Origin of the sequence: Metabacillus litoralis, from assembly GCF_020524045.1 — a bacterium.
In the GTDB taxonomy this organism is placed as follows: domain Bacteria; phylum Bacillota; class Bacilli; order Bacillales; family Bacillaceae; genus Metabacillus; species Metabacillus litoralis_C.
Genome location: NZ_JAIVKL010000002.1, coordinates 151,212 through 164,431 on the forward strand (window position 1 = coordinate 151,212; position 13,220 = coordinate 164,431).

Annotated in this window: 13 protein-coding genes and 1 riboswitch; of the genes, 2 read left to right on the forward strand and 11 right to left on the reverse strand. The window is 32.5% G+C overall.

All coding sequences use genetic code 11. The features are described 5' to 3' along the window. Positions 1-15: 15 nt before the first annotated feature. Positions 16-891, reverse strand: coding sequence for a LysR family transcriptional regulator (locus LC076_RS04135; protein ID WP_226666407.1), 876 nt, complete (start codon positions 889-891; stop codon positions 16-18). Between the two features lie 152 nt (positions 892-1,043). On the opposite strand from LC076_RS04135, the gene LC076_RS04140 reads away from it, so the two are divergent. Further along, positions 1,044-1,817 carry a class I SAM-dependent methyltransferase gene (locus tag LC076_RS04140; protein ID WP_226666408.1) on the forward strand — a complete coding sequence of 258 codons (774 nt, stop codon included), beginning with the start codon at positions 1,044-1,046 and terminating at the stop codon, positions 1,815-1,817. Between the two features lie 532 nt (positions 1,818-2,349). Here the strand turns inward: LC076_RS04140 and LC076_RS04145 are convergent. From LC076_RS04145 to LC076_RS04180, 8 genes are all read right to left on the reverse strand, one after another. Continuing rightward, positions 2,350-3,372: a GGDEF domain-containing protein gene (locus tag LC076_RS04145; RefSeq protein WP_226666409.1), complete on the reverse strand. Its 1,023-nt coding sequence runs from the start codon at positions 3,370-3,372 to the stop codon at positions 2,350-2,352. Positions 3,373-3,424: 52 nt separating this feature from the next. Then, positions 3,425-3,513, reverse strand: a riboswitch (cyclic di-GMP riboswitch). Between the two features lie 264 nt (positions 3,514-3,777). Next, complete coding sequence (locus LC076_RS04150) at positions 3,778-4,374, reverse strand: dienelactone hydrolase family protein (protein WP_226666410.1); 597 nt, start codon at positions 4,372-4,374, stop codon at positions 3,778-3,780. Positions 4,375-4,416: 42 nt separating this feature from the next. Continuing rightward, entirely contained in the window at positions 4,417-4,905 is a 489-nt protein-coding gene (locus LC076_RS04155) for a GNAT family N-acetyltransferase (protein ID WP_319005479.1), read from the reverse strand. A gap of 113 nt (positions 4,906-5,018) precedes the next feature. Continuing rightward, positions 5,019-5,492 carry a DUF523 domain-containing protein gene (locus LC076_RS04160; RefSeq protein ID WP_226666413.1) on the reverse strand — a complete coding sequence of 158 codons (474 nt, stop codon included), beginning with the start codon at positions 5,490-5,492 and terminating at the stop codon, positions 5,019-5,021. 190 nt (positions 5,493-5,682) lie between these two features. Further along, positions 5,683-6,162 carry a GNAT family N-acetyltransferase gene (locus LC076_RS04165; RefSeq protein WP_226666414.1) on the reverse strand — a complete coding sequence of 160 codons (480 nt, stop codon included), beginning with the start codon at positions 6,160-6,162 and terminating at the stop codon, positions 5,683-5,685. Positions 6,163-6,560: 398 nt separating this feature from the next. Next, positions 6,561-7,091, reverse strand: coding sequence for a hypothetical protein (locus LC076_RS04170; protein ID WP_226666415.1), 531 nt, complete (start codon positions 7,089-7,091; stop codon positions 6,561-6,563). Next, entirely contained in the window at positions 7,088-8,575 is a 1,488-nt protein-coding gene (locus LC076_RS04175; protein ID WP_226666416.1) for an FAD-binding oxidoreductase, read from the reverse strand. The genes LC076_RS04170 and LC076_RS04175 overlap by 4 nt, the downstream gene beginning before the upstream one ends. Before the next feature lie 328 nt (positions 8,576-8,903). Next, a complete protein-coding gene (locus tag LC076_RS04180) occupies positions 8,904-10,397 on the reverse strand; it encodes an aldehyde dehydrogenase family protein (protein WP_226666417.1) in 1,494 nt (497 codons plus the stop codon). A gap of 850 nt (positions 10,398-11,247) precedes the next feature. Between LC076_RS04180 and LC076_RS04185 the strand changes: the two genes are divergently transcribed. Next, positions 11,248-11,439 carry an alpha/beta-type small acid-soluble spore protein gene (locus LC076_RS04185; protein ID WP_146945867.1) on the forward strand — a complete coding sequence of 64 codons (192 nt, stop codon included), beginning with the start codon at positions 11,248-11,250 and terminating at the stop codon, positions 11,437-11,439. Positions 11,440-11,503: 64 nt separating this feature from the next. On the opposite strand, the gene LC076_RS04190 is transcribed toward LC076_RS04185, so the two are convergent. Further along, positions 11,504-11,791 (reverse strand): 4a-hydroxytetrahydrobiopterin dehydratase, encoded by a 288-nt coding sequence (locus LC076_RS04190; protein ID WP_226666418.1) that lies wholly within the window; start codon positions 11,789-11,791, stop codon positions 11,504-11,506. Positions 11,792-11,938: 147 nt separating this feature from the next. Continuing rightward, positions 11,939-13,183 (reverse strand): phenylacetate--CoA ligase family protein, encoded by a 1,245-nt coding sequence (locus tag LC076_RS04195; RefSeq protein ID WP_226666419.1) that lies wholly within the window; start codon positions 13,181-13,183, stop codon positions 11,939-11,941. Positions 13,184-13,220 lie beyond the last annotated feature (37 nt).

The window sequence follows — 13,220 nt, forward strand, 5'->3', positions numbered from 1 at the left end:
CCCTTACGAATTTCATTAAAATTTATTTATTTCCAACTTAAAGTACCTAACAAAATGATCTACTTCACTAGTATTTACCTTTGTTAAAACATATGTAGAAGAATAAGGGAGTGTTATTTGATTTGTTTTAATTTCTACTAGTTTTCTCAAATTTATTTCCTCCTTCACCATTGAAAGAGGTAAATAAGAAACTCCAAGTCCATGCTCGATAAACTTTTTGGAAACTTCAATTTGGTTTACCTTCATTGTTTTAACAAATGGATAATGTCTTTTTATATCTTTGATAAGAAAATCCCAATATTCTGGATGGTTATGAGTGATAAGCCTGTACTTTTCTAAAACCTGCCTTTCTTTCATTTCTTTACCTTCTTCCTCAAGGTAAGAAGCAACTAAAATTACCGATTCTTTATGAACTTCTTCACAATGTAGAGTTGAATGAGTTGGTTGTATTCTTGTTAAACCTAGATCTGCTCTACCATCACTAACTTCCTCTCCTATATCATAAGAATTACATACATTTATTAACACCTCTATATCTGGGTATTTATCCATAAAGCTTCTCAAAATTAATGGAAGCACAGATGCCGCAATTTGTGGTGAAGTAGCAATAACTAACCTCTTTTTATACCCTTGTTTCCATAATTCAAAATCTGTTAAACCTTGATCGTATAAGGAAACGATTTCTTTTGCATGTGGCAGAAAGCGAGATCCAGCTGAAGTAAGGACGATTTTCTTACCAATTCTTTCAAATAATTGAATATCTAAGTTTTCTTCAAGTCTTTTAATATGTTTTGTTATGGCAGGTTGTGTTAAAAAAAGCTCTTCAGCCGTTTTACGAAAATTTTCATGAGTTGCTGCTATTATAAATGTTTTCAACCATTTTATCTCCATAGTTCCACCTCTCTAATAACAGTTAGTAATTAATATTAATCTAAATCGTTAATTTCTTTTATATATATATCTAATTATAATGAAATTAACAGATATATACAGTTTTGTTTTTAAGAACATTCATTTCTAAACAAAGGAGAGTTGATCACAAAATGAAAAGCCAAATTTCTAACGATCCATGGAATGCTGATTTATATGATGGAAAGCATTCATTTGTATCTAATTTCGGAGATCGTTTAATTGATTTATTAGATCCAAAAGAGGGGGAAAAAATTCTTGATTTAGGTTGTGGAACAGGAGACTTAGCAAAAAACTTATTTGATAAGAAAATCGAAGTAATTGGTATTGATAAATCAGAAAATATGATTAATCAAGCAAAAACAAAATATCCCGAAATTGAATTTTTCGTTGAAGATGCAACTGAATTATCATATCATCAAGAGTTTGATGCAGTTTTTTCTAACGCAGCTCTACATTGGATAAAAACGCCGAAAAAAGCACTGAATTGTATTTATAAAAGCTTAAAAAAGGATGGAAGATTTATTGCTGAATTTGGTGGTAAAGGAAACATTAAACTGATATCAAACGAAATTACTCAGCAAATAAAAGAAGCAGGTTTTGAATTCAATAACAAGCCATTCCCTTGGTATTTCCCTAGTATTGGTGAATATACCTCATTAATGGAAGAAGTAGGTTTTAAAGTGACTTTTTCGCAACTTTTTAATCGACCTACAGCATTAGAAGGTAAAGATGGATTAAAGACTTGGATAGAAATGTTCGCAAGTGATATGTTGGAAGGAATTGCTTTTGATAAGAAAGAAGTGATTATTTCAAGAGTAGAAGACCATTTAAAAAAGCATCTTTATCATAACGAAACATGGATAGCTGATTATAAAAGAATTCGTGTGGTTGGAATAAAGGAGTAGATTTCTTTGAGAAATAAAAATAATAGACTTCGTTTTAGTGGCTAGCACTAGAGACCATCTTTTCGAAATTCTAATTTAATGCAATTCTATGAGTACCTTCTCTATCAAATTTTTATATTTACTGATCTCAATAAAAAGTGGCAGAGACATAAGTATTCAAACTAATGATAAACCCGAAATAAAAGTCGATATTTCAATTAATCATTCGACTAGTTCGGTTTTTTATTTGCTGTCATATCATCAATAGATTTTTTGATTTTGTATACTATTTTTAAGAACTAGTGGAATGAAGCGGAAGACATTTGACTCCTGCGGGTGCTGAGGAAAGGCTGAGACCCCACAGGCGCTTGCGCCGAGGAGGCTTAGCTTCCTCCCCGCGGAAAGCAAATGTCTGCAGCGCAATGGAACGAGCTTATTTCTTTCAACTTAACTGAATTTAGATTTATTCGTCTTTTTGTATGACATCTTTATTTATGCCAACCTCTTCTTAGCTAATGAAAGCAGAAGCAGAAAGTAGTGAAATTTATTAAAGCTAATTAAATCTCACTTGATTTCTCCCACTACTTTTTGCTACATATAATGCTTCATCTACTCGATTTATTATACTTTCTGCAGTATCTTTGTTATGTGAAACAGCTATACCAAAACTAGCAGTCACGTTATCTACTTCTGGGAAATGATGTGCTTCTATTTTTTTTCGCAATCTTTCTGCTAGGTCAATCGATTCTTTTTTATTTCGATTAAACGTTAGGATGATAAATTCTTCTCCACCCCATCGTCCAAAATGGTCTGTATCCTTTAATATACCTTGAACTAATGATGATACTTCAATTAAGACTTTATCACCTACTAGATGTCCATGTTCATCATTTATTCTTTTAAAATGATCTAAATCAAAAAATACCACTGAAAATTCTTTCTTCATTTCTATCGCTTCATCTAACAATAGATAAACCTTCCGCCTGTTAGAGATTTCAGTCAGTGAATCCTCATAAGCTATTTTTTCAAGCATTTCAGCTTTCGTGTATGCACTAATAATATGTCGAGAGAAAAATAAAAAAATAAAATATACTAAATTAGATAAAAAATATTGAATTAATGACTCATTCGCATAATTTGGAATGTCATTCCAATAAATGAAACCAATAGTCACAGTCAAGCACCAAAGAGCAAAAGAATAGACTACACCGATTTTCCCTTTGATTGAAACAATAATGAGCGCAAATACAAGTGGTGTCCAAAGAGTCGCATTTCCTGTAGCAATATTTTTGCCTATAACCATATCGTAATAAACAATATCATAAACCTTAAGTAGATGAATGACACTTATCAAAGCTACGTTTAAAAGCTCTACATATTGAAACCACTTTCTTCTATATACAAAAAACCAAGAAACACTGTAAACAATAGCAAGCAATGGAAGGACTGTGTTGTTAAACTGATGATACTCATCATTATAAAATAAACTAATAACTAAAGCTGATACAATAATAGGTAAAATCAATAAATATAGCTTACGTTTCACTTCTTCGAATTTGTTTAATTGATTTACCATTTCTTTCACTCCTAATGTAAAAAACTAATCAAATTGATTAGTTTTCAAGTCAATCGGTAACTGGCTAGCTTATTCTTTTTAAAGAACTTAGCTCCTTAAGCTTTGCGTACTCATCTTTCAATGAGCTTGCCTTTTTCATCTCTATTAGGTTTTTGCAAAGTTAAATATTACAGGTCTATTATCCTATTATTAACACATAAAAACAAGTATTCACCTAAACTTTCTAATCTATTACCTAGGCACTTCTCTGACCGAATGTTGGTATGTAGGCAAAATTTTTACTAAAAACAGTGGTTTTTCACTATAAGGGTACTATTTTATGAAGAAAAGATGCCACTAGACCTAATACATTCCTGATTGCTTCAGGTATTTAAAAGCAAGAAAGTGTGGGAAAAAAGCCATTATTTAAAAACTCTTAAAGAAATTCACAGTTTCAAAATAAGCCTTTACGCTTGAGTCTCTTTGATAATTTTCACTATAAGGATCACAACATCCATGCTTTCCTTTAAGTTGATGTATATTGACTTTCTTATCTTTTAATCTCTTTATTAACTTCTCAACATTAAAAGAGCTTTCTTGTTCTGGAAAAAATAATAAAACAGGACATGTTGGTTTTCTGTGAAGATAATCTCTTATACGCGTACCATAATAACCAACAACACCATCAACTAACTCTTCTTCGCTACACATCCAAGCAATCGTTGCTCCAACACTAAATCCTAAAACAAATATTTCATCATAATATTTCCTATTTTGTTTGATTAATTCAATAATTTGATTGAATCCATATTCAAACCCTTTATGTTCTTTAAAGTATTCGTACGCCTTCTGTTCTTCTTCATACTTAAAAGCTGTTTTCATATCCAAAAGATTTGGGCAAATAATATCAACATTAAGCTTTGATAAAGACTGACAAAAGTGCTTAATGTGCTTGTTAATACCATAAATCTCGTGAACAACAATAATAAGTGTTTTAGCAGAATCATTTCCAATATTAATCATAATTTCCCCTTATATCACTAGGAATAAAGCAAACTTCTAATCTTAATTTGTACCAACTTTAGTACTTCTTCTCTCTAATAAAACAACATCTCTCCATTTACCATCCAACTTAGCTATTTTCTTTCGAATACCAACTTCTCGAAAACCATATTTCTTATGTATGTGTATGCTTGAGTAGTTTTCTGGAAAAATTCCAGACTGCAGCATCCAAAATCCACTTTCTTCACTTTGTTCAATTAATGACTTAATAAGTAAACTACCAATTCCTAATCCTTTTTTATGTCGACAAACATAAACACTTACCTCTGCAACACCGGAATAAACAGGTCTTGTTGAAATAGGACTTAACGCTGCCCAGCCTATAACTTCTCCTTTTATTTTAGCAACAAGTCGACAATCGTTAATATGCGCCTCATCCCATTGTTTCCAAGATGGAGATTCTTTCTGAAAGGTAGCATTCTTAGTAGCAATTCCTTCTAAATATATATTTTTGACATACTTCCAATCTTCCTGTTGCATCTGATCAATCAAGACTTTATTCTCCATAATAACACCAGCTTTATTGTGATTAATTAATTTAGTCTAAAATGCTTACTCACTATATTCCTAGTGAGCTTTGGGAAAATAAAAATGAAATAAAAAATCTACATTTTATCTAACTCATGATACCCATCTGAAAAACTTTCTTCAGAAAACACTTGAATACCATGCCTTTGTAGTAATGCTGTTGTTACTCCAACCCCATCAACCTGCTTATTTTCAAATGTCCCATTATAAATCATTGAACTTCCACATGAGGGACTGAATTCTTTTAGAATCACTGCTTTTGCATTAAGATCTTGTGCTTTTTGCAGTGTCACATAAGCTCCTTTCATATACAACTCTGTCACATCGCCTCCAGATTTTTCAATCACTTTTGCTCGACCTTCAAGTACATCAAAACCATTACCACCAATGATCTCAGCTGGTTCTCTAGGAGTTGAGAACCCACCAAGTATTTCTGGACACACGGCAATGGCTTTATTATCACCCAAAAGCTGTTGTAATTTTTCATTTAAACAATGTGTTCCATTATAGCGTACCTCAAAACCTACTAAACAAGCACTTACCAATATCATTACTCATCTCCTCAATCTACGATTTTTCTTTGCACTATTTATCTGAAAGAATATCAATATTCTTCGTTTGATTTGTTGTAATTTCTTATACAGTAATTGCTTTTTATCCGGAGTCTCATCTTCCTAAAATTCCCAACAGCAATCACAAACGTGCTTTATATATAGATTTAGCTTATCTTATCCTGCTAGATCATGGTGATATGTTAGAGGTGAGTTTTCGATAAACAAACTCACGGTATTTCAAAAACCCATGCTTTCTATAAAACGCTTTTGCCGAACTATTTTTATACCAATAATCTAATTCAATCAAGTCTATCCCTTTATTAATAGCTATACGATATATGTGTTCCATTACTGATGACCCATAACCCATGTTTCTTTTCTCTTCTATTATACTAATTTGATGAATATAAACAGATGTATACCCTTTTTTAAATGGATTATCTATATAGTTCTTTATTTCAAACCAAGCATATCCAACGGCCTCACTATTTTCTTGTAGTAAAAGAAAATAATGAGCTTCATTCCTCATAAGTTTCTTAAATACCTCTTTCATTTCGTTGTTATTAAACTTATTAAAATAATTTGGATATAATTCACAATGTAAATCATGTACAGGTTTATTAAGTCTTGCGATCACGTCAAAATCCTTTGTGATACTAATTTTCATCTTTCTATCTCCGATTCTACTTTTCTATATTAACTAATAAAAATAAAGACCAACTATTAATTATTTGGCTATGTTAAAGCTTAATGTTGATTTTTAGCACTTTGTTGATTGGAGTGAAAGGCATGAGACTCCTGCGGGAGAAGCGTGTCAAAGGGAGACCCCACAGGCGCTTGCGCTGAGGAGGCTCCCGGACCGCTCGCGGAAAGCGAATGCCTGTAACGGAAATCAACAACAAAGTTTAACAGAACCAATTATTTAAATATCCTGTTAATTTACAGTCTCTCCAAAAGTCTTCTATCCCTTATCTCAGGCTATATTTAGAAGAGAAATCACTATATCTAGCTTTAAAACAAATCACAATCGACTATGATTTCCTAGCGTATTTCATTTTTAAATGATCACTTCCTATTGTCTTGTTTAAAGTTCATAAGTTTTACACATAGCTCCCAAAAACTAAGTAAACATAATACACTTCCAAAGAAGATCAAAAAAAACACTGGAGAAATAATATGAATAAAGGACAGTCCAAACATTGATAAACCAACAAGTAAATAATGATGAACAGCATCTACATGGTATGTTTTTTGATTAATATGCCAAGCACGAAAATACCCTTGTAAAAATCCGATTATCACTTGAAATACTAATGCTATGTATGGAAGGTAATCTTCAACATCATTTGATAAACCAATAAGACAATAAACAATACCCATTACAGCATAAATAATAAAAATAGGAGTTTTATCTTTTTGCTTATTTGTCTGAAATACACGATAACCCCAAGCAGCGGAAAAAGAAAATGCTGCAAAAAACCATGCAAATAAAGTGAAGGTTAAAGAAACCTCCTTTAACCAGATAATATAGTAAGGAAAAATCACCACTTGTCCAACTGTTACTATAAGAGGTATATATCTTTGATTTCTATTCATCTTACTGTACCTCTTGTTAAGATGTAATTGGTATAAAATGTATTTTGAAACACTTCATTAGGATCTCTTCTGCTTTTTTCTAATTTAAAAATAGCCCAATTAGGGTAAGAATTGTAAAATTGTTGTTTCGTTTGATAAGGATAATACGGTAGATAGTATGTGCCATTAAACTCAAGAGTTAAGTCCGTCCATTTTTTTATGATTTCTTGTGCATGGGCAATCTCCTTTTCGTTTACCCCATGTTGAATTAATACAACCAATCCAAACATATCTTCACTAGCATAATTTAAAGTCGTTTGGTCATCTTTTGCAACATACCTGACAGTTATATTGTGGATTTTGAAATTTTGATCTTTATCATTTGAAGGTAATAAGTTCTTTACATTTTTCATATATTCATCAAACAAATGAACAGGGATAAAAAACTCCTGTAACACTTCAACTGAATCTGATTTCGTAAATTCCATAAATGTTGATTCCGAACGCATAACATTATTCCTTGTAATGGTTGTTCCATCAAGAGATTGAATATAGTGTTTCTGAGTTTTCCAAAAAAGATCTTCTAAAACTCCACCTTGCCTGCCAATATCAAGTGCGAGTTTACTAAGTCGAACACCATTTTCTTCTTTTAAAGGTGTTTTATTATCTATTTTCCCTGTATAGTTATAATCGATCACATACATTTCTTCTAAAAAGCTACTTGTAGCAACACTTATTCTTGCATAATGCATCGCTGTTTTTTCTCTATTCATTACATCCATAAAATAATTTTCATATTCATCTGTTTCTATTTCTTGTGTATGAATGGTATAAATATGATTGTCTGTTAGTTCCAATGTAACATCTAAAATGACCCCAAATAACCCGTAACCACCTAATACATATTTCATCCATTCTTCACGATCATTTTTGCTGATTGTCTTTATTTCTCCTGTAGGAGTTAATAGTGTTATTTGTTTAACTGTACTTGCCATCGATCCAAAGCGAATATCTCTTCCATGGGCATTAACAGATAAAGATCCACCGATTGTAAATATCGACTGTGATTGGGTTACTTTCAAGGCAAGACCATAAGGTATAACCGCTTTTTGAACATCCTCCCATGTTGCTCCACTCTCAACCGTAACGGTTTTCTCTTCTTCATTTACTTCTAGAACCTTATTAAAAGTCTTCATATCAAGAACAACACTATCTTTATAATATGTATGACCACCTTGTGAATGTTGTAAACCAGCAACAGAAATTTTCTTACCTGTTTTGTTTGCATCTCTTACAATTTCTTGTAATTGAATTCGATTTTCTGCTTTAACTACCCGTTGAATCTTTTCCGGAAGTAAACCTGTATAATCTGTTGCTAAGTTACTTTGAGAAAGTCCATATTTTCGCTTTTCAATTGGAATATTCAAAAAAGTAATTACGACAAAAAGTAGAACTAGAAAAGCTATAAACCATTTATTTTGTAAAAAACTAGTGATTGGCTGCATAAAATCCCCTGAATTTTTAGAGTAATAAATCTTCTTCAATTTTACACTAATATGGTTTATTTTAACTATTAATTTTTCTAATGGGATCTGTAAACATTTGTTTTTGATATTAGTTATATACATCCGTTTTCACCGGTATAATATTCAGCTTAATTTATTCAAGAAGATAAATTGCAAGATAGTAAAAGCTTTGTTCCATTTTGCTATACTATATAGAATTCAAAACAAAAGTCTCTGAAATCAGCCAAAAAAAGACCATAACCACCGGCTATGATCTTAAAAATATTTAAAATGTCGTTTTATAAACAAAATATCCTCTAAAAATAAATTACTCCATATTCATCCAAACACTTTTCACTTCTGTATAATTTTCTAATGCATAGCTACCCATTTCGCGACCAATACCTGATTGTTTGTAGCCGCCGAAAGGACTTGCTGCATCAAATACATTATAACAATTTACCCATACTGTACCTGCTTGTATACGATGTGCAATATTATGAGCTTTTTTCAGATCTTGTGTCCATACACCTGCAGCTAAACCATAAGTAGAATCATTCGCTTTATCAACTAAATCATCTAAATCATCAAATGGCATGGCTGCTACTACAGGTCCAAAGATTTCTTCTTTTGCTATCGTCATCGAATTATTTACATCTGCAAAAATAGTAGGGGAAACGAAGTAACCTTGATCATAAGGAATATTCCCTCCTGCTAATACTTCTGCACCTTCTTCAATTCCTTTATCAATATATCCTTTCACTCTGTTTTGCTGTTGTGCAGAAATTAAAGGACCCATTGTTGTTGCTTCAACTAAACCGTTACCTTGTGAAATTTCTTTTGTTAAAGAAACAAGATCTGCTACTACATTATCATATTGTTTTTTCTGAACATATAAACGACTACCAGCACAGCAAACTTGACCTTGATTAAACATTATCCCCATTAATGAACCTGGAACCGCTTTCGAAAGATCTGCATCTGGAAGAATAATATTTGGTGATTTACCCCCTAATTCAAGAGTCACTCGTTTTAATGATTCACTTGCTTGTTTCATGATTGCTTTTCCAACAGCAGTAGAACCTGTGAACGCAATTTTATCTACTAATGGATGATTTACAAGTGGTGATCCTGCTGTTTGCCCGAACCCTGGAACAATATTTACAACGCCTTTTGGAAAACCAGCTTCATTGATTAATTTCCCTAAATATAATGCCGAAAGTGGTGTTTGCTCTGCAGGCTTTAAGACAATTGTACAGCCTGAAGCTAGAGCAGCACCAAGCTTCCATGCAGCCATTAACAGTGGGAAGTTCCAAGGAATAATTTGACCAACAACACCTACTGCTTCATGGCGGGTATAGTTAAAGTAGTTTCCTTGAACAGGAATGGTTTGTCCAACGATCTTAGTCGCCCATCCAGCAAAATAACGGAAATGCTCAATTGCTAATGGAATATCTGCATTTGACGTTTCACGGTATGGTTTTCCATTATCTAGTGTTTCAAGCTGTGCAAGCTCTACTTTATGCTCTTCTATTAAATCTGCTAGTTTATAGATAAGTCGGCTTCTTTCAGCAGTTCCCATCTTTGACCATGAACCATGATCAAATGCTTCTCTAGCTGCTTTAACCGCTAAATCTATATCCCCTTCACCAGCTTCTGCTACTGATGCAAGTTTTTCCCCTGTTGCAGGATTTAATGTATCAAAAGTTTTACCTGTAAGAGAAGCAACAAATTCCCCATTAATAAATAATTTTTTCTCTTCTTTTAAAAACTCTACTAATCTAGGACTTAAATCAATTTGCTTAGCTGTTACATTTTGCATGCGCTTACACTCCCTAACATAATTAATTGATTTACCTTTACTACAAACAAGAAGATATTCATGAAGTTAGTAAATTGATGTTAATCTTTTATGTACTCGTAAATCTATTTTTAGTATATTCTCTATAGTATTCATTAGAACCAACGATCTGTTATTTTTTGTAATAAATACATAAATCCTTGTAACAACTATGTAGTCTATGATGACTTTCATAATGGGTTGAGTTGTTGGATAGAGTTTGGAGAAGTAATAACTACGAATAAAAAATAGATATTGGGCAACATAAACAGTAATTAAAGGGGGGTTCATATTGTACTCTCTCCTATTTAACTAATCTGTAGTAACTACCTAGTATTCGGAGAGATAAGTTTGAATGAAACTATAACCTCTAGTCAAACTGAATTCTTGGGTATTTTACAGTTGATCAGTAAATAATTGTAGTGAATCGAGATTTATATAACCTTTCGATACTGTATACCAGTGACATCTATAAGATCAGCATTTTATTTTGAAATTGTATGATATAAGCTCTTGGTCCAATGATCGGATAAGCATCTAAATGCACATCCCAAAATCTTTTCCTAACAACTTTTTGGCTTCTTGATATGTATTAAAATTCTTATTGTTTTTTTCATAATTTCCCTCTTTTGTTTTTCTTAGATAATTATGACAATACCTAAGAAATCATTATAGTTGTCTTCTTATTTATTTCTATCTTCTTCCTTTTACAAAATGCTTTTGAATACAAAAGTATAGAATCTATAAAATATTAGTTTTGGGGCATTCTAAAACATGAGCATCTCATCGGTGCTCACAGTTCCTAAAATCCATTCAAAAGGGGTGTTGTACGATGGCAAGACAAAAATTGTTAGTGCCTGGTGCAGAAAATGCTCTAAATTCCATGAAAGAGGAAATTGCGAATGAATTAGGAGTTGAACTAGGTGCCGATACGACAGCTCGTGCTAATGGTTCTGTTGGTGGAGAAATGACTAAGCGCTTAGTCGCGTTAGGTGAAAGTCAGCTTCAGAATCAGAAGCAATAACTAAAAAAAACCAGGAGATGAAATAACTCCTGGTTTTTTCCGTGTATGTAGTTTGCAGAATTTATTAGCCAGTGTAAATTTCATCATATTTCTTAACTAACTCAAAATCTAGTTTTGTTATTCCTTTCGCGTTCCATGAAAACAACCTAATGGTCACAAGTTTATAATCGATTGATATAAAAGGATGATGGTTTTCCTCTTCTGATAGATTTGCCACTTCTTGTACAAATTTGATTCCGTTTAAATAATCCTTGAATCGATATTTTTTCTCGAGCCACTTATCATTAGTGATCTTCCAGCCTTTTACCGTTTTTAATGACTCTTCAATTTCTTGATGAGATAACTTTTGCATAGATACACCATCTCCTTATATCATTAGAGTTTATTAAAATTGCTAGGATTAAATTTGATTTTTACATTACTTGACATTCGTTCTATTGTATCGAAAGAAGGGCTGGACAAAAATATTTAATACCTTAAGTTTTGCCCAGCTTCTTTATTAGTCTATACTATTAAGAATATAATCAAGTTCATGCTGTGTTAAAATATATTTCGGCTTTCCTTTCATACCAAAAGACAATGGTTCTTGTCTGTCATAAAGTGCACCTTTTTCGACGATATAAATTTTTATCTCAATTCCATACTGATCTCGAAGAAGATCTAAATAATGACAATCTACATAATCACTAGTATTCTCCCTTTCTATCACAACATACAACACATGATCACGTGTTCCAGCAGCCCAAAACTTTCGACTAGAAAGAGGTGAAATCATTCCTTCTAAATCCCAAATGTCAAATTGACGTCCTTTTACTTTCCAAAGAAGTTCTTTTCTGCCATGAATCTCATAGATTTGTTTTCCACACTGACAAAGCTCTTCTTGAACCTTAACAGTATCACCAGTTTTATAGCGGATCATTGGTGTTGCTGATTTATTTAATGTTGTAATAACTAGATTACCAATCTCTCCTTGTTTTGTCGAAGTCTTAAAATCATCTTCTAAAACCTCGATATAGAAATCATCAAGTGCTGGATGTAGATGGTGATACATACAATCAACCATAATTGTACCAGTTTCAGTCATGCCATAATTATCAAAAATTGGTACACCCCAGATATCCTTGATTAAGTTTCTTCTATAAGAAGTAATTGGTTCACCAGCAGTACAGATTGCCCGAAGGTGTGGAAAATCTACTTTAGGATCTAATCCTTGATTAATTGCTACTTCCGCAAGCATGATTGCATGAAGAGACATACAGGAAAGTATTGTTGTTTCACATTTTCTTAATAACTCAATGATTCTAGTCATCGGGGTAATACTTGTTCTACTGTCTGCAGGAATAATGCATGTTTTGTTGCTTTTACCTGTGTCCTGCATCGTATGAGCAATAATTGACATAGCATAAGGGAATCTAACGATCATTGTGTCGTTCTTCGAGAAAAAAACGGCAGTTTCATTTGTACGATTAACAATATTTTGTAAGTCTTGTTCACTATACCATATTGAAATTGGTTCGCCGGTCGTCCCTGAAGATTCATGATATTGTACAAGCTTTTCTTTCCTTACTGCTAAGAGACCAAAAGGAGAATGATTTCGCAATTCATCTTTTGTTAAAAAGGGGATGTTTTTAAAATCCTCTAGTGTTTCAATATGTTTCTGTAAAAGATGCTTTTGATAAAATGTGGATGTTTTTGCGTGCTCAATCGCCTCTTGTAATCTCGTTATGAGTTTTTGTTCTTCCATTACAAACACCCTTTTATTTAAACTTAAGGCTCTTTAA

What these genes read in the sequence shown, in the direction of transcription:
- LC076_RS04135 (WP_226666407.1), bottom strand. Translation starts at nt 891, where the DNA reads ATGGAGATAAAATGGTTGAAAACATTTATAATAGCAGCAACTCATGAA.
- LC076_RS04140 (WP_226666408.1), top strand. Translation starts at nt 1,044, where the DNA reads ATGAAAAGCCAAATTTCTAACGATCCATGGAATGCTGATTTATATGAT.
- LC076_RS04145 (WP_226666409.1), bottom strand. Translation starts at nt 3,372, where the DNA reads ATGGTAAATCAATTAAACAAATTCGAAGAAGTGAAACGTAAGCTATAT.
- LC076_RS04150 (WP_226666410.1), bottom strand. Translation starts at nt 4,374, where the DNA reads ATGATTAATATTGGAAATGATTCTGCTAAAACACTTATTATTGTTGTT.
- LC076_RS04160 (WP_226666413.1), bottom strand. Translation starts at nt 5,492, where the DNA reads ATGATATTGGTAAGTGCTTGTTTAGTAGGTTTTGAGGTACGCTATAAT.
- LC076_RS04165 (WP_226666414.1), bottom strand. Translation starts at nt 6,162, where the DNA reads ATGAAAATTAGTATCACAAAGGATTTTGACGTGATCGCAAGACTTAAT.
- LC076_RS04170 (WP_226666415.1), bottom strand. Translation starts at nt 7,091, where the DNA reads ATGAATAGAAATCAAAGATATATACCTCTTATAGTAACAGTTGGACAA.
- LC076_RS04175 (WP_226666416.1), bottom strand. Translation starts at nt 8,575, where the DNA reads ATGCAGCCAATCACTAGTTTTTTACAAAATAAATGGTTTATAGCTTTT.
- LC076_RS04180 (WP_226666417.1), bottom strand. Translation starts at nt 10,397, where the DNA reads ATGCAAAATGTAACAGCTAAGCAAATTGATTTAAGTCCTAGATTAGTA.
- LC076_RS04185 (WP_146945867.1), top strand. Translation starts at nt 11,248, where the DNA reads ATGGCAAGACAAAAATTGTTAGTGCCTGGTGCAGAAAATGCTCTAAAT.
- LC076_RS04190 (WP_226666418.1), bottom strand. Translation starts at nt 11,791, where the DNA reads ATGCAAAAGTTATCTCATCAAGAAATTGAAGAGTCATTAAAAACGGTA.
- LC076_RS04195 (WP_226666419.1), bottom strand. Translation starts at nt 13,183, where the DNA reads ATGGAAGAACAAAAACTCATAACGAGATTACAAGAGGCGATTGAGCAC.